General features: G+C 72.4%; 22 protein-coding genes. 14 read left to right on the top strand and 8 right to left on the bottom strand.

What is annotated here, in order from left to right:
- Positions 1 to 21 precede the first annotated feature (21 nt).
- Together IEY86_RS10460 and IEY86_RS10455 are read left to right on the top strand one after the other, a co-directional pair.
- Positions 22 to 390, top strand: coding sequence for a DUF6113 family protein (locus IEY86_RS10460; RefSeq protein WP_229698299.1), 369 nt, complete (start codon positions 22 to 24; stop codon positions 388 to 390).
- A gap of 210 nt (positions 391 to 600) precedes the next feature.
- Positions 601 to 2,658: a peptidoglycan binding domain-containing protein gene (locus IEY86_RS10455; RefSeq protein ID WP_189131283.1), complete on the top strand. Its 2,058-nt coding sequence runs from the start codon at positions 601 to 603 to the stop codon at positions 2,656 to 2,658.
- Positions 2,659 to 2,918: 260 nt separating this feature from the next.
- Here the strand turns inward: IEY86_RS10455 and IEY86_RS10450 are convergent, their stop codons facing one another.
- Together IEY86_RS10450 and IEY86_RS10445 are read right to left on the bottom strand one after the other, a co-directional pair.
- Positions 2,919 to 3,728: a transglutaminase family protein gene (locus IEY86_RS10450; protein WP_189131324.1), complete on the bottom strand. Its 810-nt coding sequence runs from the start codon at positions 3,726 to 3,728 to the stop codon at positions 2,919 to 2,921.
- 30 nt (positions 3,729 to 3,758) lie between these two features.
- Complete coding sequence (locus IEY86_RS10445; RefSeq protein WP_189131282.1) at positions 3,759 to 4,775, bottom strand: GNAT family N-acetyltransferase; 1,017 nt, start codon at positions 4,773 to 4,775, stop codon at positions 3,759 to 3,761.
- Positions 4,776 to 4,908: 133 nt separating this feature from the next.
- Here IEY86_RS10445 and fdxA point away from each other — a divergent pair, with 133 nt between their 5' ends.
- On the top strand, positions 4,909 to 5,232 hold the full coding sequence (gene fdxA, locus IEY86_RS10440) for a ferredoxin (protein ID WP_189131281.1): 324 nt from the start codon (positions 4,909 to 4,911) through the stop codon (positions 5,230 to 5,232).
- A gap of 106 nt (positions 5,233 to 5,338) precedes the next feature.
- Positions 5,339 to 6,499 carry a succinyldiaminopimelate transaminase gene (dapC, locus tag IEY86_RS10435; protein WP_189131280.1) on the top strand — a complete coding sequence of 387 codons (1,161 nt, stop codon included), beginning with the start codon at positions 5,339 to 5,341 and terminating at the stop codon, positions 6,497 to 6,499.
- 223 nt (positions 6,500 to 6,722) lie between these two features.
- On the opposite strand, the gene IEY86_RS10430 is transcribed toward dapC, so the two are convergent.
- Positions 6,723 to 7,193: an ATP-binding protein gene (locus IEY86_RS10430; protein WP_189131279.1), complete on the bottom strand. Its 471-nt coding sequence runs from the start codon at positions 7,191 to 7,193 to the stop codon at positions 6,723 to 6,725.
- A 384-nt stretch (positions 7,194 to 7,577) separates the two neighbouring features.
- Positions 7,578 to 8,546, bottom strand: coding sequence for a VldE C-terminal domain-containing protein (locus IEY86_RS10425; RefSeq protein ID WP_189131278.1), 969 nt, complete (start codon positions 8,544 to 8,546; stop codon positions 7,578 to 7,580).
- Positions 8,547 to 8,725: 179 nt separating this feature from the next.
- On the opposite strand from IEY86_RS10425, the gene dapE reads away from it, so the two are divergent.
- Together dapE and IEY86_RS10415 are read left to right on the top strand one after the other, a co-directional pair.
- Positions 8,726 to 9,793 carry a succinyl-diaminopimelate desuccinylase gene (gene dapE, locus IEY86_RS10420; protein ID WP_189131277.1) on the top strand — a complete coding sequence of 356 codons (1,068 nt, stop codon included), beginning with the start codon at positions 8,726 to 8,728 and terminating at the stop codon, positions 9,791 to 9,793.
- Between the two features lie 40 nt (positions 9,794 to 9,833).
- A complete protein-coding gene (locus tag IEY86_RS10415; RefSeq protein ID WP_189131276.1) occupies positions 9,834 to 10,658 on the top strand; it encodes an LOG family protein in 825 nt (274 codons plus the stop codon).
- A gap of 27 nt (positions 10,659 to 10,685) precedes the next feature.
- Here the strand turns inward: IEY86_RS10415 and folP are convergent, their stop codons facing one another.
- Entirely contained in the window at positions 10,686 to 11,498 is an 813-nt protein-coding gene (gene folP / locus IEY86_RS10410; protein ID WP_189131323.1) for a dihydropteroate synthase, read from the bottom strand.
- 142 nt (positions 11,499 to 11,640) lie between these two features.
- On the opposite strand from folP, the gene IEY86_RS38030 reads away from it, so the two are divergent.
- Positions 11,641 to 12,273, top strand: coding sequence for a DivIVA domain-containing protein (locus tag IEY86_RS38030; RefSeq protein WP_189131275.1), 633 nt, complete (start codon positions 11,641 to 11,643; stop codon positions 12,271 to 12,273).
- A gap of 20 nt (positions 12,274 to 12,293) precedes the next feature.
- Positions 12,294 to 12,944: a DNA-3-methyladenine glycosylase I gene (locus tag IEY86_RS10400; protein WP_189131321.1), complete on the top strand. Its 651-nt coding sequence runs from the start codon at positions 12,294 to 12,296 to the stop codon at positions 12,942 to 12,944.
- Here IEY86_RS10400 and IEY86_RS10395 read toward each other — a convergent pair.
- The gene (locus IEY86_RS10395) at positions 12,929 to 13,735 is read right to left on the bottom strand and encodes an enoyl-CoA hydratase-related protein (RefSeq protein WP_189131322.1); all 807 of its coding nucleotides are present in this window, start codon (positions 13,733 to 13,735) and stop codon (positions 12,929 to 12,931) included. The genes IEY86_RS10400 and IEY86_RS10395 overlap by 16 nt on opposite strands.
- 276 nt (positions 13,736 to 14,011) lie before the next feature.
- Here IEY86_RS10395 and IEY86_RS10390 point away from each other — a divergent pair, with 276 nt between their 5' ends.
- Positions 14,012 to 14,179: a DUF3117 domain-containing protein gene (locus IEY86_RS10390; protein ID WP_018381788.1), complete on the top strand. Its 168-nt coding sequence runs from the start codon at positions 14,012 to 14,014 to the stop codon at positions 14,177 to 14,179.
- A gap of 205 nt (positions 14,180 to 14,384) precedes the next feature.
- Here IEY86_RS10390 and IEY86_RS10385 read toward each other — a convergent pair whose 3' ends face one another.
- Positions 14,385 to 15,071 carry an O-methyltransferase gene (locus IEY86_RS10385; RefSeq protein ID WP_189131274.1) on the bottom strand — a complete coding sequence of 229 codons (687 nt, stop codon included), beginning with the start codon at positions 15,069 to 15,071 and terminating at the stop codon, positions 14,385 to 14,387.
- A gap of 128 nt (positions 15,072 to 15,199) precedes the next feature.
- Between IEY86_RS10385 and sigE the strand changes: the two genes are divergently transcribed.
- From sigE to IEY86_RS10360, 5 genes are all read left to right on the top strand, one after another.
- The gene (sigE, locus tag IEY86_RS10380; RefSeq protein WP_229698298.1) at positions 15,200 to 16,009 is read left to right on the top strand and encodes an RNA polymerase sigma factor SigE; all 810 of its coding nucleotides are present in this window, start codon (positions 15,200 to 15,202) and stop codon (positions 16,007 to 16,009) included.
- Positions 16,006 to 16,986 carry an anti-sigma factor family protein gene (locus tag IEY86_RS10375; RefSeq protein ID WP_229698297.1) on the top strand — a complete coding sequence of 327 codons (981 nt, stop codon included), beginning with the start codon at positions 16,006 to 16,008 and terminating at the stop codon, positions 16,984 to 16,986. The genes sigE and IEY86_RS10375 overlap by 4 nt, the downstream gene beginning before the upstream one ends.
- 66 nt (positions 16,987 to 17,052) lie before the next feature.
- A complete protein-coding gene (locus IEY86_RS10370; RefSeq protein WP_189131319.1) occupies positions 17,053 to 18,684 on the top strand; it encodes a S1C family serine protease in 1,632 nt (543 codons plus the stop codon).
- Between the two features lie 84 nt (positions 18,685 to 18,768).
- Positions 18,769 to 19,230, top strand: coding sequence for a sec-independent translocase (locus IEY86_RS10365; protein ID WP_189131272.1), 462 nt, complete (start codon positions 18,769 to 18,771; stop codon positions 19,228 to 19,230).
- Positions 19,231 to 19,423: 193 nt separating this feature from the next.
- Complete coding sequence (locus tag IEY86_RS10360; RefSeq protein ID WP_189131271.1) at positions 19,424 to 20,071, top strand: hypothetical protein; 648 nt, start codon at positions 19,424 to 19,426, stop codon at positions 20,069 to 20,071.
- A gap of 154 nt (positions 20,072 to 20,225) precedes the next feature.
- Here the strand turns inward: IEY86_RS10360 and IEY86_RS10355 are convergent, their stop codons facing one another.
- Positions 20,226 to 21,410, bottom strand: coding sequence for an Mrp/NBP35 family ATP-binding protein (locus IEY86_RS10355; RefSeq protein ID WP_189131270.1), 1,185 nt, complete (start codon positions 21,408 to 21,410; stop codon positions 20,226 to 20,228).
- Positions 21,411 to 21,413 lie beyond the last annotated feature (3 nt).

The raw sequence follows: 21,413 nt of genomic DNA, 5'->3' as shown, positions 1-21,413 counted from the left end.
GCTGGAAACGCGACTGGACATGTGGCTGGGAACGTGGCCCGCGGGGCCGTCTACGCGGCGCTCGCCGTGCTCGGGGTGCTGGTGGCGGCGGCCGGGGCGCTGGTGCAGGGCGGCTGGTTCCCCTTCGGCCTCCTGCTGGCCCTCGGGGGCTGCGCGGCGCTGTTCTACGGCGGGACGAGGCTGACCGGGACGAGGGCGGGCGCCGGCGTGCCCGCGGCGGCCTGGCTGCTGTCCGTGATCGCGCTCACCATGACCAGGCCGGAGGGCGACGCCGCCTTCCCCGTGGACTTCGGCCCCTACCTGTTTCTGCTCATCGGGGCCACCGCGGGCGTGATGTCCGCCACTTTGCCCCAACTGCCGCCCCGCGGCCAGGGGAGGAAGGGCAGGTAACAAAGCACACGCAATCAGGACCGAAGCGGGTTTTTTGTTCAGGGCCATGAGACGGCTGTGCCCAGTAAGGTGGTTCGCGCAACTCGGCAGGGCGCCGACGATGGCGTTCCGCATCCGCCCCCGGATGCGCCCGCGAGGACGCCGGGTTGTGACCGGCGAGCCGCCCGCAGTTTGCCGTGAGGGCGGAGACGCGAACCGGGAGAACTTGCATTGAGCCGTGAAACTGACAGTTCGCCATACCCGCAGGACGGAGGGCGCGGGGGCGGTTCCGCCTACCCGTCCGGCACCCCGCCCTACGGCAGCCGCAATCAGCAGCCCCCGGCCCCGCCGACGGGCGACAGCGCTCCCGAAGAGCCCAGGACCGAGACCACGCTGACCACCCGCGTGAAGATCAACATCCCGGGTTCACGGCCGATCCCGCCCGTCGTCGTGCGCACCCCCGTGAACGGGGCCACCGAGGGCGGCTCGCCGTCCCCCGCCGCGTCCGGGGCGGACGAGTCCACCGCGACGACCGCCATGCCTCCGGGCTGGGACTTCCCCGGGCAGAACGCGGCTCCGTCCGCCCCCCCGGCGCCCGCGGCCCCCGAGCAGGAGCCGCCCATCGACACCACCAGCGACTGGTTCGCCCCGCGCCGCGGCAACCAGAGCGGCCGCGCGGGGGACTCCTCGGAGACGACCGGCCAGCGGCGGCTGCCGCCGCAGCAGCCCTCCGTCCCGCAGCCCCCCGCGCAGACCGGACCGGCACCGCAGCAACCGCAGCAGCAGATCCCGTACCTCACCGAGCAGCCGCGCCCCGGTGGGCAGCCTTCCCCGCCCCAGCCCCCCAAGGGCCCGCTGCCGGGCCAGCGGCTCACGGGCACGGTGCCGGGCGGGCTGCCGGGACCGCACTCCGGCCTCTACGGTCCGGGCGGCCCCGGTGCCCAGGGCGGCCCCGGTGCTCCCGGCGGCCCCGGCCCCCTGGGCGGGCCCGGCGGTCAGGACGCCGGCTCCGGCCCGGCGACCGAGCCGTTCCCGGTCTACCGGCCCGAGGACGACGCCCCCATGGGCCCCGGCGGCTCGTTCGGGGCCTCCGGGACCTCGGGGCCGACCACCGGCCCGATGACCGGTGACATGGTGCCGCCGCTGCCGCGCAAGCAGCAGTCCGAGTCCCCGTTCCAGACGCAGGGCGCCGGCGCCGGGTACGGCGGGGGCGGTGCCCCGACGTCCAGCGACACCCTGGTGAGCGGCATTCCCGCGGTCAAGCCGCCCGTTCCCCGGATGCCCGACACCTCGGACGCCGACGACGACTACCGCTACGCCGACGAGGGCGACTCCGGCCCCGCGCCGCGCGGGCGTTCGAAGGTGATACTCGCCGTGGCCGGTCTCGTGGTCGCCGGGGGCATCGCCTACGGCGCGGGCCTGCTCCTCGACCACGCCGATGTCCCCAACGGCACGACGGTGCTCGGCGTCGACATCGGCGGCAAGTCCAAGGACCAGGCGGTCAGGACGCTCGACGGCGCCCTCAACAAGCGCATCTCGGGGCCTATCGTGCTCGATGTCGGCGGACAGAGGAAGAACCTCCTCCCGAGCGTGGCCGGGCTCGGCATCGACACGGCCGAGACCGTGCGCGGGGTCGCCCATCGCGACTACAACCCGGTCTCGGTGATCAGCTCGCTGTTCGGCGGCACCCGTGAGGCCCCGGCCACGTTCAAGATCGACGACGACAAGCTGAAGGCCGCGCTCGACTCCCTCGGCGGTACGAGCACCAACCGCAGCGACGGCATGGTGAAGTTCGTCGCGGGCAAGCCCGTGGGTGTGCCCGGCAAGCCGGGCAAGGCCGTGGACGCGGGAAGCGCCGCCGGCCAGGTCAGGCAGGCCTACATCGAGCGGGCCCGCACCGGCGCCGACAAGCCCGTCGTGGTCAGGAGCACCGAGCAGCAGCCCAAGGTGACGCAGGCCGAGATCGACCGCGCCATCCAGAAGCTGGGCACCCCGGCGATGTCCGGGCTGGTCACCGTTCAGGTGGGCGGGGTCTCGGTGCCGTTCAGCCCGGAGAAGTCGCTGTCGAAGTTCCTCACCCTCAAGCCGACGCCCGACGGCAAGCTGGTGTACCACTTCGACCTGGCCGTACTGAAGGAGCTCTACGGCGGCGCCTTCGACGGCGTCCTGCTGGAGCGGGGCAACGGCACCAAGACGGCCGTCACCCCGCAGGACGTGGCCTCGGCCATACAGCCCGAGCTGAGAAAGACCGGGCCGAAGACCGCGGTGGTCGAGAACGTCGCCCAGTAGCACGGCGGTTCAAGGAGTACGGCGGTTCGAGGGGTACGGCGGTTCGAGGAGTACGCCGGTTCGGCGCTTCGGCCGCCCGCAAGCCCGCGGCCGGACGAGCCGCCGCCGGCTGGAGCGGTGGTCCCCGGCAGCCCCGCGCCCATGGCATTCGTCCTGAGGGAAGGTCGCCCGGGGACCCCGCCGTCTCCGGTCGTGCTCACGTCCTCCTCCGGGACACCCAACAAGGGGTGCGTTCCCCGGCGGGGTGGGGCCGCCGGTGCTCAGTTGAGCATCGCCCGGGCGGCGCGGGCCTGTCGGCGGACGGTCTCCGCGGCGGGCGGGTCCACTCGCGTCAGGAGGTCGGCGTACGCGTCGAGTTCGGTGGCCGCGGTGGCGAAATCGCCGCGCTTGACCAGAAGTTGCGCCCGCTCGTAGCGCAGACGCGCCGGGTGCCGGGGCAGCAGCAGGGCCAACTCGACCGCCCACAAGGACACATGGACGTGCTCGGGCCGCACGGCGGCCCAGGCGCGGATGTTGTTCAGGATCCGGTGGACGATGTCCAGTGGATCCGCGGGGATCAGCATCGACGGTGACACCGGCGCTCCCGTCGCCCCCGCCACGATCACATCCACGTCCTCGGGACCCATCAGCCGCCCGCCGCGGAACGGATCGGCGAGCACCCGCTCCCCGGCCGGATCGCCCACCCCCACCACGAAGTGCCCGGGCAGCGCCACCCCGTGGACGGGGGCCCCGGCCCGGCGGCCCACCTCCATCCACACCACCGACAGCAGGATGGGCAGACCCCGGCGCCTGCGCAGCACCTGGTGCAGGAGCGAGGAGTCCAGACGCTGGTAGTCGGCGGGGCGGCCCAGGAACCCGGCCCGGGTGCCCAGGGCCTCGGCGAGGGTGACCGCCCAGCGCACGTGATCCGGGGCGGATTCGACGCGTTCGGCCAGCCGGTCCAGCTCCGCCGAGGCCGACTCCAGGCCCCCCTCGTCCAGCGAGGCGTCGGCCTCGGCTCCGACGAGCAGGCAGAGCAGGCCCAGATCGACGCACTCGGCGCGCGCCGCCTCGGCGAACCGCTCCCTCATCCCGGTCCCCACGTGTCTGTCCTACCCCGCTCAGGGCCGCGGTGCGCGCCGGTAATGGTAGGCGTGGTGTGTGGTGAAGCCCATCGCGTCGTACATGACCCGCGCGGACTCGTTGTCCTCCATGACCTGGAGATAGGCCAGGTCCGCCCCCTCCTCGGCGGCGCGGGCGGCCAGCGCCGCCATGACCGCGGTCCCCAGTCCGCGCCGCCGGTGCTCGGGCGCCACCTCTATCGCGGCGAAACCGGCCCAGCGCCCGTCGACCACGCACCGGCCGATCGCCGCGGGAGCCCGGCCCGGTTCCTCGCCGGGGACGGTGGCGAGCCACACCGAGGGCCCCGCGCCGAGGACCTTGGCCGCCTCCGGCCCCAGCCGGCCGGTGCGGTGGTAGCGCGACAGCCATGCCTCGTCCACCTCGCGGCTCAGCCGCACCGCCCGAGTGTCGTCGGCGATCGCGGTCAGCGGCACCAGCGGGGCCGTACGCATCAGCGTCGACGCCTCGCCGGTCCAGCCGCGCTCCTCCAAGGCGGCGGCCAGCTCCTCGTCCGAGCCCTCGGCGCCCGTGGTGACTTGCACATACGCCGGAAGGGAGCGCCGCGCGTACCAGTCGGCCACCCGGTCCAGCGCCTCGTCCAGGGGGAGGCCGGGGTCGCCCAGCGGGAGCACCGAGTTCGCCCGGCGAGTGAAGCCGGAGGCCGCGCGCAGTGTCCAGCCGCCCAGTGGCTCGTTCTCGAGGGCGGGCCAGCCGCGCGCGGCGATCCGCTGAAGTTCCGCCGGAGAAGCACTCGAGCCCGCCCGCCTTCGAGCCGGAGCGCGAGGCACAGTCTTGCCCGCCACCAGTGAGTCCTCGGAAACTCGAACGACCTCGCCCGTCCGACGGGTGATCATGAGCACACCAGCGTCCCACGATGTGAGCACGCCGACGACGTCCCCGAAGACGGGACGGCCGCCGACGATCTCCGTCACCCGCCGCACGGAAACACGTTTTCCCACGTCAGAAGGGGTAATGCGAACTTTCAGCTGTCCCCCGAGAGCGAAATCCCCAACCATGGGTGCCCCTCCTGTTCGTGTGCCGCTCAAGAACGGCGATACTAGGGGCGGGCATCGACGACGCCGCGCTCCCGCGCGCCACGCGGCGGAGCCGCAAATCGGACGCCGCGCCCTACCGAGGAGGAACGACAGCGTGACCTACGTCATCGCGCAGCCTTGTGTCGACGTCAAGGACAAGGCATGCATCGAGGAGTGCCCCGTCGACTGCATCTACGAGGGGTCCCGGGCTCTTTACATCCACCCGGACGAATGCGTCGACTGTGGGGCCTGTGAGCCGGTCTGCCCGGTCGAGGCGATCTTCTACGAAGACGACACGCCGGAGGAGTGGAAGGACTACTACAAGGCGAACGTCGAGTTCTTCGACGAGCTCGGTTCGCCCGGTGGTGCCTCCAAGCTCGGCCTGATCGAGCGCGACCACCCCTTCATCGCCGCTCTGCCGCCGCAGAACCAGAGCTGATCGCGATCATCGTCGTGCCGGTCCCGCACGGCCGCGCCCCCGGGTGCGCCGCTGCGGGACCGGCCCGTTTGCACACCGTTTGAGCACCCAATCGGAGAAGCGCACCGTGGCATCCGTCTCCTCCCGCCTTCCTGTCTTTCCCTGGGACCGCCTCGAGCCGTACAAGGCCGCGGCCGCCGCCCACGGCGACGGCATCGTGGACCTGTCCGTCGGCACCCCGGTGGACCCGGTGCCCGCCGTCGTGCGGCAGGCGCTCGCCGAGGCGGCCGACAGCCCCGGCTACCCGCTGACCCATGGGACGTCCGCGCTGCGTGAGTCCGTGGCCGCCTGGCTGCGGGAGCGGCTGGGTGTGACCGGCGCCGAGCCCGCGGCGGTCCTGCCGACGATCGGCTCCAAGGAACTCGTCGCCTGGCTTCCCACCCTGCTCGGCCTGGAGCCCGGTGACCAGGTCGCCCATCCGCGTCTGGCCTACCCGACGTACGAGGTCGGCGCCCGGCTGGCCGGGGCGGAGGCGGTGACCTACGACGTCGAGGTCCTGGCCGCGGGTGATCCCGGAGCCGCGCTGGACCCCTCCCGGGTCAAGCTCCTCTGGCTCAACTCACCGTCCAATCCCACCGGGCGGGTGCTGAGCGCCGACGAGTTGCGGAGCATCGTCTCCTGGGCGCGCGAGCACGGCGTCCTGGTCGTCTCCGACGAGTGCTACGTGGAGCTGGGCTGGGACAGCGAGCCCGTCTCCGTGCTCCACCCGGACGTCTGCGGCGCCCCCTCGGCGGGGACGCCGGCCGCGAGGTCGGGCGGCGCGTCCGGGCACGACGGCCTGCTCGCCGTGCACTCGCTCTCCAAGCGCTCCAACTTCGCGGGCTACCGCGGGGCCTTCGTCACCGGGGACCCGGCGCTGGTCAAGGAGCTGCTGGGGGTGCGCAAGCACGCGGGGATGATCGTCCCGGCCCCGGTCCAGGCCGCGATGATCGCCGCGCTGGGGGACCAGGAGCACGTGGCCGAGCAGCGCGAGCGGTACGCCCGGCGCCGCGCCGCGCTGCGCTCGGCGTTCGAGGGCGCGGGCTTCCGGATCGAGTACTCCGAGGCGAGCCTGTACCTGTGGGCGACCCGTGACGAGCCCTGCTGGGACACGGTCGCCGACCTGTCCAAGCGGGGGATCCTGGTGGCGCCCGGTGACTTCTACGGTCCCGCCGGGGAGCGCTTCGTGCGCATCGCCTTCACCGCGACCGACGAGAGGGTGGCCGCCGCGGTCGAGCGGCTGACCTGACGCGGACGCCGGTACGGCGCGCGGAGGCGATCGATACGGCGCGGAGGCGATCGATACGGCGCAGAGTCGGCCGATACAGCGCAGAGTCGGCCGATACCGCGCAGAGTCGGCCGATACCGCGCCGAGGCGACCGACACCTCCACGCGGATCGGCGGGGCTCCGGGGAGTGCGCACTCCCCGGAGCCCCGCCGATCCATCTGCTCCGGTGCGCCGCGCCGGTGGGTCAGCCGCCCAGCGGGAGCTGTCCGACCTGCGGCAGGCCGGCCGAGGGCAGTGCGCTGCCGGTCGGCAGGTTCGCGCCCCGCACGGTCTTCGCGGTGCCCCCGACGACACTTCCGGCCGACTCGGCGGCGGAGCCCAGGGTCTTCGCGGTCTGCCCGGCCGTGGAGCCCGCGGTCTTCTGGGCGGCGGGGGCGGCGGTCTTGCCGGTCGAGCCGAGAGCCTTGCCCGCCGCGGGGACCGCGGACTTGACGGTCTTGGCTCCGGCGGTGCCCGCCAGATCGGAGGTGCTCGTGGAGGCGGAGTCCAAGGTGTTGCCGAGGGCGGCGCCGTCGAGCTTGCTCACCCCGCCCAGGTCGCCCGTCTTCGGCAGGTCCACCGCGGAGGCGGCACCCGCCGCACCGATGATGGGTGCCGCACCCGCTGCGACCAGCAGCGCGGCCCGGGCGATCCGACGCGAAAGGGGGAGGGACATGATGCTCCTTTTACGGAGAGAGGACATGGCACGTCCGTCGGGCGGACGCCGTGACTACCGCGTGACCTCTCGGAAAGTTGCGGCTGCCAAGCGTAAAGAATTGGTAATGCGTCGCATTATCGGTGTCCGGATGATGTGTCTATGTCCATGAGGCCGGTAATTGCCGAAGAATCGTCACAGCCCAGGCGCCGCAAGGGGAAACGGGGCCCTGGGTCGCTCCGGAGGATTCCTCGCCGACTTCCATGGACGTCATGGCAGCGCATGCCCAGTATTAATCCGTACGGGTGATAAAAAGGGACACTGGTTACCGCGTATATCACTACCGGCCGACTGGATTCACTGCACAGATCACTTCCCGGGGCACGTCCCGGGCCGCTGCCCGGATCACTTCCCGACGACCGAGATCCGCACTCCGTCGGCATTCGACGCGCCGCCGACGGCCACCGAGACGGGCTCGGACCGATTGGCGGAGGACTTGCGCCAGCCCTCGTCCGACTTCGCGGCCGTCCACTGCCTGCCCCGGAAGGCGACACGCTCGATGCGCAGCTCCTTGGCGTGCGCCACCGCCCAGTGGGCCAGCGCCCAGCCGTGCCGGTCGCCCGCGGGGTCGCCGGCGCCGCGGGCCGCCCGCACGGACGACGGGAAGCTCAGCGTCCGACCGGCCCGCTGCCCCCGGCCCGCCGAGTCGGCGAACTCCTGGGTCACCCGCTTGCCCACGGCCGAGACGTCACCCGGCACGGCGGCCGCCGACCCCGCCTGGTCGGAGTGCACCGTGCACCGCAGCGCCCCCGGCTCGCGCCCGCTCAGCGCGGCGGCCAGCGCCGCCGACTCCGCCTCGTGCTTGGCGTACGCCTGCGGGTAACCGCTCTTCTGCACCTTCTGCGCCGCCACCGTGAGCGGCAGCCGCGAGTAGCCGGGGATCTTCTCCAGGGAGGTGAAGAACGCGTTCGTCGCGTAGACGGGGTCCATGATCTGCCGGGCGGTGCCCCACCCCTGCGACGGGCGCTGCTGGAACAGGCCGAGCGAATCGCGGTCGCCGTAGGTGATGTTCTCCAGCTTCGACTCCTGCATGGAGGTCGCGATGGCGATCGCCACCGCTCGCTCGGGCATGCCCCGGGAGGAGGCGACGGCCGCGATCGTGGTCGCGTTGGCCGCCTGGTCCAGGCGCAGGTCGACCTCCTCGCCCGACGCGCGGACCGTGCAGCCCTCGGGGACGGACGAGGTCAGGTGGTGCAGCAGCAGGTAGCCCGCGATCCCCAGCGTGACGGACAGCCCCACGACCAGCCGGAACCACCGGCCGGAGCTCCGCTGCCGGCGCGGCCCGGAGGACGAGGTGGGGGAGGAGGCGCGCACGCAGACACCGTACTGCCCTCCCGCGAACCGCCGCCCCGGGGAAGCGGGCGCGGGACGGCGGACCGGCCGTCCACGGCCGCGTCCCGCAACGCCGGGACACGGCCCCGTCGTTGCCCCGCTCCCGGGCCGCCGCCGGGGACGATCAGCCCCGCCGAGGCCGCCGCCGGTAGTCTGCGGGCATGACCTACCCCGCGCTGGATCTCTCCCTGGACGCCGTCGCCCTCACCGCCCGGCTCGTCGACTTCCCGTCGGTCAGCGGAAGCGAGAAAGCGCTGGCGGACGCCGTGGAGGCGGCCCTGCGCACGCTCCCCCACCTGACCGTGGACAGAGACGGCGACGCCGTGGTGGCCCGCACCGGCCTCGGCCGCGCCGAGCGGGTCGTGCTCGCCGGGCACATCGACACCGTGCCCATCGCCGGCAATGTGCCTTCACGCCTCGAAGGCGACATCCTGCACGGCTGCGGCACCTCCGACATGAAGTCCGGCGTGGCCGTGCAGCTGCGCATCGCGGCCACGGTCCCGGAGCCCAACCGCGACCTCACCTTCGTCTTCTACGACAACGAGGAGGTCGCCGCCGAGCTCAACGGGCTGCGCCGCCTCGCCGCCAACCATCCCGACTGGCTCGCCGCGGACTTCGCCGTGCTGCTGGAGCCCTCGGAGGCGCAGGTCGAGGGCGGGTGCCAGGGCACGGTCCGCGTCCACGTGCGGGTGCCGGGCAAGCGGGCGCACTCGGCGCGCGGCTGGCTGGGCGAGAACGCCATCCACGGCGCCGCCCCGGTCCTGGCCCTTCTCGCGGCCTACGAGCCGCGCAAGGTCGTGATCGACGGCCTGGAGTACCGGGAGGGGCTCAACGCCGTCCGTATCGAGGGCGGCGTCGCGGGCAATGTGATCCCGGACGAGTGCGCGGTCACCGTCAACTACCGCTTCGCACCCGACAAGAGCGTCGAGCAGGCGCTCGACCACGTCCGCGAGGTCTTCGACGGCTACACGATCGAGGTCGACGACGCCGCCCCCGGAGCCCTGCCCGGTCTGTCCCACCCGGCCGCCGCCGCGTTCGTGCGGGCGACCGGCGGCCAGGCGCGGGCCAAGTACGGCTGGACCGATGTGGCCCGCTTCAGCGAGCTCGGCGTCCCCGCGGTGAACTTCGGTCCCGGGGACCCCAACTACGCCCACAAGCGCGACGAACTGGTCCGCACCCCCGCCATCACCGCCACGGAGAAGGCCCTGAGGCAGTGGCTCACCTCCTGACCCCCGACGGCTTGCGTACCCTGCGGGTAGGGAGGTCGGCATGGACGGTACGGACGGCAGGGACGGGATCGACGAGGACAGGGACTCCTTGGAGGAGGACCGGGTCCTGACCGACGAGGACAAGGGTCTGTCATCGCCCCACAAGTGGCCCGAGCGGCGGCTCGGCCCCGTGGTGAAGCGGCGGTCGCAGGTCGAGGCGAGCACGACCGACCAGCGGCTGCTGGACACCCAGGGCCCCGCCGACTGGGTCCACCAGGACCCCTGGCGGGTCATGCGGATCCAGTCGGAGTTCGTGGAGGGCTTCGGGGCCCTCGCCGAACTCGGGCCCGCCGTGAGCGTGTTCGGCTCCGCCCGCACCCCGGAGGACTCGCCCGAGTACGACGCGGCGGTGCGCATCGGCCGCTCACTGGTCGACGCGGGCTTCGCGGTGATCACCGGCGGCGGTCCGGGCGCCATGGAGGCGGCCAACAAGGGTGCCTGCGAAGCGGGCGGGGTCTCGGTCGGCCTCGGTATCGAGCTCCCCTTCGAGCAGGGGCTCAACGAGTACGTCGACATCGGGGTCAACTTCCGCTACTTCTTCGTCCGCAAGACGATGTTCGTGAAGTACGCGCAGGGCTTCGTGGTGCTGCCGGGAGGCTTCGGCACGCTGGACGAGCTGTTCGAGGCGCTGACCCTCGTCCAGACCCGGAAGGTCACCCGCTTCCCGATCGTCCTGTTCGGCTCCGGCTACTGGAAGGGGCTGCTCGACTGGCTCCACCACACGGTCGTGGCCCAGGGCAAGGCATGGGACAGGGATCTGCACCTGCTCCACGTGACCGACGACGTGGACGAGGCCGTCGCCCTGATCTGCAAGGACACTCCCTAGCGCCCACCGCCCGGCGGCGCCGGCCGGTCAGGCCAGGCCCCGGCGGGCCACCGCCGGGGGCCGGGTGCCCCGGATCGAGGCGACCATGTCCAGCACCTGCCGGGTCTCGGCGACCTCGTGCACCCGGTACACCTGGGCGCCCAGCCACGCCGAGACCGCCGTGGTGGCCAGCGTCCCGATCAGCCGCTCCGCCACCGGCCGGTCCAGCGTCTCGCCGACGAAGTCCTTGTTGGACAGCGAGACCAGGACCGGCCACCCGGTGGCCGTCATCTCCTCCAGCCGCCGGGTCGCCTCCAGCGAGTGCCGGGTGTTCTTGCTGAAGTCGTGCCCCGGGTCGATCAGCACCGCGTCCCGCCGCACGCCCAGCTCCACGGCCCGCTCGGCCAGTCCCAGGGTGACCCGGAGGATGTCCGCGACCACGTCGTCGTAGCCCACGCGGTGCGGACGGGTCCTCGGCCGGGCGCCTCCCGCGTGCGTGCACACCAGCCCCACGCCGTGGCGGGCGGCGACCTCCGCCAGCTTCGGGTCCACTCCGCCCCAGGCGTCGTTGAGCAGATCGGCGCCCGCCTCGCAGACCGCCTCCCCGACCTCGTGCCGCCAGGTGTCAACGCTGATGACGACATCCGGGTGAAGCTCGCGGACCCGTGCCACGAAGTCCACCGTGCGCCGGATCTCCTCCTCGGCGCTCACCTCGTCCCCCGGACCGGCCTTCACCCCGCCGATGTCGATGATCGCCGCCCCCTGCGACACGGCCCGGTCCACGGCTGCGAAGGCGTCGGCATCGGCGAAGGTGGCCCCCTTGTCGTAGAACGAATCGGGGGTCCGGTTCACGATCGCCATGATCACCGGTTCGTCGGCGCCGAACTCTCGCCGTCCCAGGCGCAGTGCCACGCATCCTCCAAGGGCAGCTCAACAGACACAGCAGATCGTGGCACGATCGTCCCCAAGAGGTCGTCGCCGGTCCGCACAGTGGGAGATCGAGTTGTTCTGGTTCATGCTGATCGCTCTGATCGCGGTCGTCGGGGCCGTGGCGCTCGTCGCCCTGGGCCGGGGCGGCGAACTGCCGGAGGCCGAGCACGACCGACTCGACCAGCCGCTCCCACTCGACCGCTCGGTCGGCCGCGCCGACATCGACACCCTGCGTCTGCCCGTCGCCGTGCGCGGCTACCGCATGACCGACGTGGACGACGTGCTGGACCGGGTGGCGGCCGAGCTGGCCCACCGCGACGCGCGCATCGCCGAACTGGAGGCCGCCCTCGCGGGCCACCGGGCGACAGCGGTGTCCGGCACTCCTCCCGAGCGGCCGCGTGAGCCGACCCAGGACTCGGTCCCGGAGGGCTACGAGGACTACGCGGGCTTCGAGGGCTACGGCGCCCAGCAGGGGAATGCCCAGCAGGGGAGTGCCCAGCAGGGGAGTGCCCAGCAGGGGAGTGCCCAGCAGGGGAGTGCCCAGCAGGGGAGTGCCCAGCAGGGGAGTGCCCAGCAGGGGAACGAGGGCTACGGCACCCACCAGGACGGAAACGGCGGGTACCGCGACGACCGGGGCGGGTACGGCGACCGCGCCGGCCACCACGGCGACAGCGGCGGTCACCGCCGGGGAGAGCAGCCCCGATGAGCGACGAGGCAGGGGCCGTCATGGCCGGGACGGGCGCGGGGTCCGTCGCGGGGACGGGCGCCGGGCCCCTGGCCGGCGGAGCCGTCGAGGGAGCGGACGGCGTGCTGCGCTGTCCCTGGGGCAACTCCGCCGAGGACTACGTGGGCTACCACGACAGCGAGTGGGGCCGCCCCGTCCACGGTGACGACGCGCTGTTCGAGCGGGTCTGCCTGGAGGCGTTCCAGTCCGGCCTGTCGTGGCTGACCATCCTGCGCAGGCGCGAGGGGTTCAGGGCCGCGTTCGCCGGGTTCTCCATCTCGGAGGTGGCCCGCTTCACCGAGAGCGACGTCGAGCGGCTGCTCGCGGACACGGGGATCATCCGCAACCGCGCCAAGATCGAGGCCGCCGTCTCGAACGCGCGGGCGTCACTTGCTCTGCCCCAGGGCCTGGACAAGCTGATCTGGTCGCACGCGCCGGACGGCCCAAGCCGCCCGGCGCCGCGCACCCTCGCCGAAGTCCCCGCCACGACACCGGAGTCGGCGGCGCTCGCCAAGGAGCTCAAGCGCCATGGCTTCCGCTTCGTCGGCCCGACCACCGCGTACGCCCTGATGCAGGCGTGCGGCCTCGTCGACGACCACCTCGCGGACTGCCATGTGCGCGTGGCCGCGTCCGGGGCTCAGCGGCCGAGGTAGCGGGGCTTCTCCTTCTTCAGGAAGGCCTCGACGGCGATGGCGTGGTCCTGCGACGCCCCGGCGCGGGACTGGAGTTCGTCCTCCTTGGCCAGCGACTCCACGAGCGAGTGGTCGGCCGCGTAGGCCAGCGACTCCTTGATCGCCGCGTAGGCCACGGTCGGGCCCTCGGCGAGCATCCTCGCGATGGTGCTCGCGGTCTGCGGCAGGTCGTCGGCCGCGACGACCTTCGTGGCCAGGCCGAGTTCGAGTGCCTGCGCCGCCGGGATCGTCTGCGGGAGCATCAGCAACTCCGTGGCCTTGGCGTGCCCCACCAGGCGGGGCAGGGTCCACGAGGCACCGGAGTCGGCGGTCAGCGCCACGCCCGCGAACGAGGTGTTGAACGCGGCCGTGTCCGCCACGATCCTCAGGTCGCAGGCGAACGCGATCGACGCCCCGGCCCCGGCCGCGACCCCGTTGACGGCGGCGACCACCGGCTTGGGCATCCCGGCGATGGCGGTGACCAGCGGGTTGTAGTGCTCGGAGACCGTGTTCCAGGTGCCGCCGGAGCCCGGGTTCTCCCGGTCGGCGGCGAGCAGGCCCACGTGCTCCTTGAGGTCCTGGCCCACGCAGAACGCCTTCCCTCCGGTGCCGGTGATCAGCACCGCCCGCACCGACGGGTCCTCGGCGGCGCGCACGACGGCGTCCCGCAGGGCGACCTTGGCCTCGGTGTTGAGCGCGTTCATCGCGTCCGGCCGGTTGAGCGTGATCGTCGCGAGTCCGTCAGCCGCCTCGTAGAGCACGGTGTCGGCCATGAAGGATTCCTCCCGGTCGATGGTCTGGGTTTCGAACAGCATGCCGGAGATCCTTTGCGGGCGCCGCACCCGCCTCGGGGCCCGCGGGCGCCGGAGTATCGCAGGCCCAACCCCGGATTGAGAGGGTTTGCGCTGGCGAGTTGCCGAACTGAAGCGGACCGATGTTGGTCATGGAGTCCGCTGATGCGGGATAATGGCAGTGAACCAATGTGTTCGAGTCCGGACGTGATCATGCTTCCGGGCGGCGATGAGCTGGTTTCAGGAAGGGGAACGAGCATGGCGGCCATGAAGCCGCGGACGGGTGATGGCCCGCTCGAGGTCACCAAGGAGGGGCGGGGCATCGTCATGCGCGTTCCGCTCGAAGGCGGCGGGCGGCTCGTCGTCGAGCTGTCGGCGGACGAGGCCGACGCGCTCGGTGAGGCGCTGAAGAAGGCCTGCGGCTGACCTTCGACGATGTGGCTTTGGCCACAGCTCGAGCTGCCGTGCAGCTCCGTCGGAATCCGGACCCCGGTGAGTCCCGTCCACGACGGCGGGAGGCGCCGGGGTTCCGGCGTTTCCGGGGCTGGGGGTCCGGGACCGGGGGCCGGGGAGCCGAGACCGGGACCCGAGACCGGGGGCCGGTCCCGAAGCCCGGCCTCGGGACCGGGTCCTAGGGCCGCCGGACCGCGCACAGGAGGCCGTCGCCGGTGGGCAGCAGGGCCGGGACCAGGGTGTCGGAGTCCCTGACCATGCGGACGACCTCGCGCAGGGCCTTCAGGTCCGGCCCCTGGTGTCCCGCGTCCATGGCCCGTCCTTCGGCGAAGACCCCCTCGAAGCAGATGAGGCCTCCCGGCCGGAGCAGGCGCAACGATTCAGCGAGGTAGTCGGGGTACTCCGTCCGGTCGCCGTCGCAGAACACGAGGTCGTAGCCGCCGTCGGCGAGCCGCGGCAGGACGTCCAGCGCGGCGCCTGGGATGAACCGGGCCCGGTTGCCGGCGAAGCCCGAGGCGGCGAACGCCTGCTTGGCCAGCTGCTGGCGGTCCGGTTCGGTGTCCACGGTGGTCAGTACGCCGTCGGGGCGCATGCCGTGCAGCAGGTGGATGCCGGAGACCCCGAAGCCGGTGCCGATCTCGGCGACGGCTTTGGCGTCGGTGGCGGCGGCCAGCAGCCGCAGGGCCGCGCCCGTGCCCGGGGAGACCGCCCTGATCCCGGCCGCGCGGGCACGGCTGCGAGCGGTGGCCAGCGCGTCGATCTCGTCGACGTACCCCTCGGCGAACGCCCAGCTCGCCTGCCGGTTGCCGGTAATGGCCCTCTCCTGTCGCTGCGTGTGCTTCCTGGACGGCGACTGTATCGACATCGGTGGGAACCCGTCCGGGCACCCAGGCGTTGGTGCAGGTGAGGCCGGTGACCAAAGAGGGCTTCTCCTCTGGGGGAGCGGCGGGTGCCGGCGAAGTCGTTTATCCGGAGCTAACGGGTGAGGCGGATATGGTAGGGGCTCTACTCGAGAGCAGAGCCGAAAGGCTCGGAGCCGGCAGGGGAGGTGCGGCTGCGGGCGGTGACCGGGGAGTGCGCAGGCGCTTCTTGAGGTCGGCCGTCGAGCCGAAATCCGTGAACGACACCGCTGACGGTCCGCGCGACCACACCGCAGACACCGGCCCGGCCCCGCAGGCCGCCACGGCGACGTTCGACACGGACCCGGCGGCCAACGGCTGGACGCCTCCCACCTGGGAAGAGATCGTCAGCACGCACAGCGCGCGAGTGTACCGCCTCGCGTACCGTCTCACGGGCAACCAGCACGACGCCGAGGATCTCACCCAGGAGGTGTTCGTCCGGGTCTTCCGCTCGCTGTCGACCTATACCCCGGGCACCTTCGAGGGCTGGCTCCACCGGATCACCACCAATCTGTTCCTGGACATGGTCCGCCGCCGCCAGCGCATCCGCTTCGACGCGCTCGCCGACGACGCCGCCGAGCGGCTGCCCAGCCGTGAGCCCTCCCCCGCCCAGCACTTCAACGACACGCACTTCGACGCCGATGTCCAGCAGGCGCTGGACACCCTCGCGCCCGAGTTCCGCGCGGCCGTCGTCCTGTGCGACATCGAGGGTCTGTCCTACGAGGAGATCGCCGCCACTCTCGGCGTGAAGCTGGGCACGGTCCGCAGCCGTATCCACCGCGGCCGGTCCCATCTGCGTGCCGCGCTCCAGCACCGTGCGCCCTCCCCCCGTGCCGAGCGTGCGGCCGACCTGGCGACCGCCGGTCTGGAAGCCGGTGATTCGGCCGGGCAGGGAAGATCGTGAGCGCCCCGGGTACGGGGGCATGGAAAGAGACCGCGTCCGGGGCACCCGAGCGCCGTACGGCCGGGTACACCCGTGCAGCGACGCCCGTCGTGGAGCCCGCGCCGACCCCCGCGGAACAGCATCTCGGTGACCGGCTCGCCGCCCTTGTCGACGGAGAGCTCGGCCATGATGCCCGCGAGCGCGTCCTCGCTCATCTGGCGACCTGTGACCGGTGTCGCGAGGAGGCGGACGAGCAGCGCAGGCTGAAAGACGTCTTCGCGGCCGCCGCGGTCGCCGCGCCCGTTCCCTCCGCCGGTCTCATGGCCCGGCTGCAGGGCCTGCCGGGCACGGGCGACGGCGACGACCAGGGGCCCTTCGGAGGTGACGGCCTGGGCGACCTCCCTTTCCAGGGAGGCTTCACCAAGCAGCCGGGTCTTCCCGGTGAGGGCACCGTGTCCCGTCGGCGCAGCCCCCTGGAGCCCCCGGCGTTCCCCGGAGGGGACGAAGGGGGCCTGCTGGGCGGTCCGGGCTCCGGAGGCTTCCGCATCCACGAGATCGCCCGCTCCGGCCGTCCCCCGCACCACCGGGGCCGCCGTTTCGCCTTCGCGGCCGCCGGCGCCCTGTCGATGGCCGCGGTCGCCCTCGGGGCGGTGCCGGTCGACGAGCCGGCGGCCGGCGGGCGGACCGACGAGCCCGGCAGCGCGGTGAGCCCCGTCACGGCGGTCAGCCCGGTGTCCGGCGGCAGTGGCGCGATGGAGGTCACGGCCGGTCTCCAGAGCTCCGCCGGCCTGGGGTCGCCCTTCGTGCTCAACGCGCCGGTGTCGCTGATGTCCGTACAGCAGCCCTTCCGGGTCGCTCCCCGCAGCCCGTCGTCGTCCCCGTCCGCCGTGTCCCCGCCCGCCGCGTCGTCGTCCTCCGGGTCTTCCTCCACCCCCGGCTCCTCCTCCACCCCCTTGGCGTCCCCCTCCGTGCCGACTCAGCACGGGCAGCTCCCCTAGGGCCTTCCACGGCTGGTTGAATCTGTCGTGGTGCCCGCGTGGGTGAGTGTCAGCAGGGGAGCGGAGATGTTCGACGGGAAGGCCGCCCGGCCGAAGTGGTGGAGCCGGCCGGAGGGCGCCGGGGCGCCCGGGACCGGGTTCCGGGTGGAGACCGAGCCGCAGGCGCAGCCCACACGACTGGTGGCCGAGGGCGACCGGCCCTCGGCCGTCTCGTTCGACAAGAGCGAGGCGGTCACCGCCCAGCAGCCGTTGGCGCACGCCGTGGCGCCGCTCGTCGACGGGGACGCCACCGTCCCGCAGGCCGTGGGGGACACCAACCCCTACGCTGCCCCGGTCTCCGACACCGTTCCTGCCTTCCGGCCCGACCCCTACGGCACACCTCCCTACGGCGGCCCCGGCCCCTACGCCCCGGCGCCGCCGGTGCAGCACCCCAGCGCACGGCACCACCCCGCCCCGCACCAGCACGCGCTGCCCCAGCCGATCGTGCCCCACCCGCGCCCGCAGCCGCTCGCGGTGCCGCTCGGCGGCCACTACGCCCCCTGGCAGCGCCCCCTGCCCTGGGGCGTCCTGCCGCCGCCACCGCCCCGCAGGCGCGGCAGGGGCCGGATGATCGTGGGCATCCTGCTCGTGGCCCTGTTCGCGGGCGTGCTCGGCGGAGCCGTCGGCGCCGCCGTCCAGGAGAACGGCGGCGTGAGCGACGTCGAGCTGCCGCAGGCCCCGCCGGACAAGGTCGACCGCGCCCCCGACAGCGTGGCCGGGATCGCCGCCTCGACACTGCCCGGAGTCGTCTACATCCATGTGCGCGGCTCCGGCAAGGAGGCCACCGGCACCGGCTTCGTCATCGACGGCCGGGGCCACATCCTGACCAACAGCCACGTCGTCGAGCCGGCCGCCCGCGGAGGCGACATCTCAGTCACGTTCAACAGCGGCACCGTCAGGGCCGCCGAGATCGTCGGCCGGGACTCGGGCTACGACCTCGCGGTGATCAAGGTCGGCGGTGTCCACGGACTGCACCCGCTCAGCCTCGGCAACTCCGACTCCGTCCAGGTCGGCGATCCGGTCGTCGCCATCGGAGCGCCCTACGACCTCGAGGGCACGGTCACCTCCGGCATCATCAGCGCCAAGGACCGGCCGATCGCGGCCGGCGGCGAGGGCGACGGCAGCGACATCTCGTATGTGAACGCGCTCCAGACCGACGCCCCGATCAACCCCGGCAACTCCGGGGGCCCGCTGGTCAATACGCGGGGCCAGGTCATCGGCATCAACAGCGCCATCCGCTCGGCGAGCGGCGGTGCCTCCCCGTTCGGCGGCGCCGGCCAGGGCGGCAGCATCGGGCTCGGCTTCGCCATCCCGGTGAACCAGGCCAGACGTGTGGCCGAGGAGCTGATCAACACCGGCCGGGCCACCCACGCGATCATCGGCGTCCAGCTGAACATGAGCTACGACGGGGACGGCGCGCAGGTCGGCAAGGGCGTCGGCGGCAGCAAGCCGGTCACCCCCGGCGGCCCCGGCGACAAGGCAGGGCTCAAGCCGGAGGACGTCATCACCCGGGTCGACGGCAGGCCGGTCCACACGGGGGAGGAGCTGATCGTCAAGATCCGCAGCCGCAAGCCCGGCGACACGATGCGGCTGACCGTCGAGCGAGACGGTCATGAACGGCAGGTGGACGTCACGTTGGACAGGGCCTCGGGGGACTGACCGGGAGGCGCCCCTGCGGTTACTGTTGGACCGAATGCACCGTTGGTCGCTGATCCGTGCCGTGCACGTCACAAGGAGCTGCAGGTGTTCTTTGACATAGGGCCTCTCGAGCTACTCGCGCTCGTGGTCCTCGGCGTGCTCGTCTTCGGCCCGGAGAAGCTGCCGAAGGTGATCCAGGACGTGGCCCGGTTCATCCGGAAGGTGCGGGAGTTCTCCGACAACGCCAAGGAGGACATCCGCAAGGAACTCGGCCCGGAGTTCAAGGACTTCGAATTCGAGGACCTCAATCCGCGCACCTTCGTGCGCAAGAACCTCCTGGACAATGACGACCTGGGCCTGAAGGAGATCAGGAACGGCTTCGACCTCGACGAGCTGACCGGGCTCACGTCCTCGTCCTCCTCGCCCTCGTCCTCCTCGTCGTCCGAGTCCTCCGACCGGGGCGGACGCCCCAACCTCTCCAAGGGCTCCTCCGGAGCGCCGGAGCGGGGCGGACGCGACAACACGGACCCGGACGAGCGGCCGCCGTTCGACGCCGACGCCACCTGATCGCGGGCACGTACGAGGCCGGTTCCACCTGGAATCCGACCCGCGGTTCCGGGCGTGTCCACCCATGTCGCTATCCTCCGTATGTTTCGGCTGCTCGAATGTCCACCGCGTAAGCGGCCGAGTGGTTCAGGATGGGGAGGGTCGGCCAGCCCACGGTCGACGCCGACGCAGGAATCGAGGAGGCGCCACACCGATGGAGACCAAGAGTCGTGCGGGGGCTCGGGGGGCTTCCGTGGAGGCGGCCGGTCCTCAGGACGAGCCGCGGGTCGACGGATACCTCCTGGCCGCGTTCCCCTGGTACGGGCTGGACGAGACGTACTCGGGGCGGCGCTGGCTGATGCACACGAGCACGAGCGCCGACGGCACGGTGGAGCACGGCTCCCTCGGCCACGGGGACGAACCCTCGAAAAACCTCGAGGAGCACGACACCAGACGGTTCGCCGTTACCGTGACGCTCTCGCGCCGCCCGGTGCGGCACAGCGCGGACGGTACCGGCGTTCTCGAGGCGACCTCGGTGTCGTCGGTGGCCTGGCTGGCCGGTTCGGGGTTGCTGTCGTGCACCTGGCCCGCCCAGATGGAGCGCTCGTTGCGCCAGGACTGGACGGAACAGCAGACCGCGATTGCGTGGGAGCTGGCCGACGACCTCGGCGGGGCGGGCTGGTCGAAGCTGACCCTGCCCGTGGACGGGGTGCCGACCGCGTTCCACTACCGCGAGTCCGAGTACGGCTGGGTGCTCGCGGGCGAGACCGACGAGGTGCACCTGGGCGCCTACGGGCGCGGCATGAGCGCGTACAGCCTGGGCTTCTCGGTGGTGAAGGACATCACGGAGTACCGGGACTGACGCCCCTCCCCGCGCTCCACCAAGAGAGCTCACCAAACGAGAGCCCACCGAGCAGAGCTCATCAAATAGAGCCCACCGAGCAGAGCTCATCAAGGAGAAGCCCCCGCGGTGACGCGGGGGCTTCCTCGGGTGCTCGTGCGTCCGAGCCCTGGGCTCAGAACTTGTTGCGGGGTGTGATGCCCAGTGAGAGTCCGGCGAGGCCGCGGGCGCGGCCGCCCAGCTTGCCCGCGATCGAGCGCAGCGCGGCGCCGGCCGGGGAGTCGGGGTCGGTGAGCACGACGGGCTTTCCCTCGTCGCTGCCCTCGCGCAGCCGTACGTCGATCGGGATGGCGCCCAGCACGGGAACGCTGGCGCCCGTGGTCCTGGTCAGCCCCTCGGCGACCCGCTGGCCGCCTCCGGTGCCGAAGACGTCCACCATCTCGTCGCAGTGCGGGCAGGGTAGGCCGGACATGTTCTCGATGACGCCCACGATCTTCTGGTGCGTCTGCACGGCGATGGTTCCCGCCCGCTCGGCGACCTCGGCCGCGGCCTGCTGCGGCGTGGTCACCACGAGGATCTCGGCGTTGGGAACGAGCTGCGCGACCGAGATCGCGATGTCGCCCGTGCCCGGGGGCAGGTCCAGGAGAAGGACGTCGAGGTCGCCCCAGTAGACATCGGCCAGGAACTGCTGGAGGGCGCGGTGGAGCATCGGGCCGCGCCACACCACGGGGGCGTTGCCCGGTGTGAACATGCCGATCGAGATGACCTTCACACCGTTCGCCGACGGAGGCATGATCATATTCTCGACCTGTGTGGGCCTGCCGTCGGCACCGAGCATGCGCGGCACCGAGTGGCCGTAGATGTCCGCGTCCACGACGCCGACCTTGAGCCCGTCGGCGGCCATCGCCGCGGCGATGTTGACCGTGACCGACGACTTGCCGACACCGCCCTTGCCGGACGCCACCGCGTAGACGCGGGTCAGCGAGCCGGGCCGGGCGAACGGGATCTCCCGCTCGGCCTGGCCGCCGCGCAGCGAGGTGGTGAGTTCGCGGCGCTGCTCGTCACTCATCACATCCAGCTCGACGGCCACGGAGGTCACGCCCGCCACCTTGGAGACGGCGGATGTCACCTCACGGGTGATCGTCTCCCGCAGGGGACAGCCGGAGACGGTGAGGTAGATCCCGACTCCGACCGACCCGTCGCTCGCGATGTCCACCGATTTGACCATGCCGAGGTCGGTGATGGGGCGGTGGATCTCCGGGTCGTTGACCGTCGCGAGCGCGGCACGCACCGCGTCCTCGCTCGGAGCGGAGCCTGGGGGTACCTCCCGGAGGGAGTCCGGGGGAGTATCGGTAGCCATGCC

This window comes from Wenjunlia tyrosinilytica, from assembly GCF_014646055.1.
GTDB classification, from domain to species: Bacteria; Actinomycetota; Actinomycetes; order Streptomycetales; family Streptomycetaceae; genus Wenjunlia; species Wenjunlia tyrosinilytica.
Note: the sequence above shows the minus strand (reverse complement) of the source record. Positions and strands in the feature narration are given on the sequence as shown.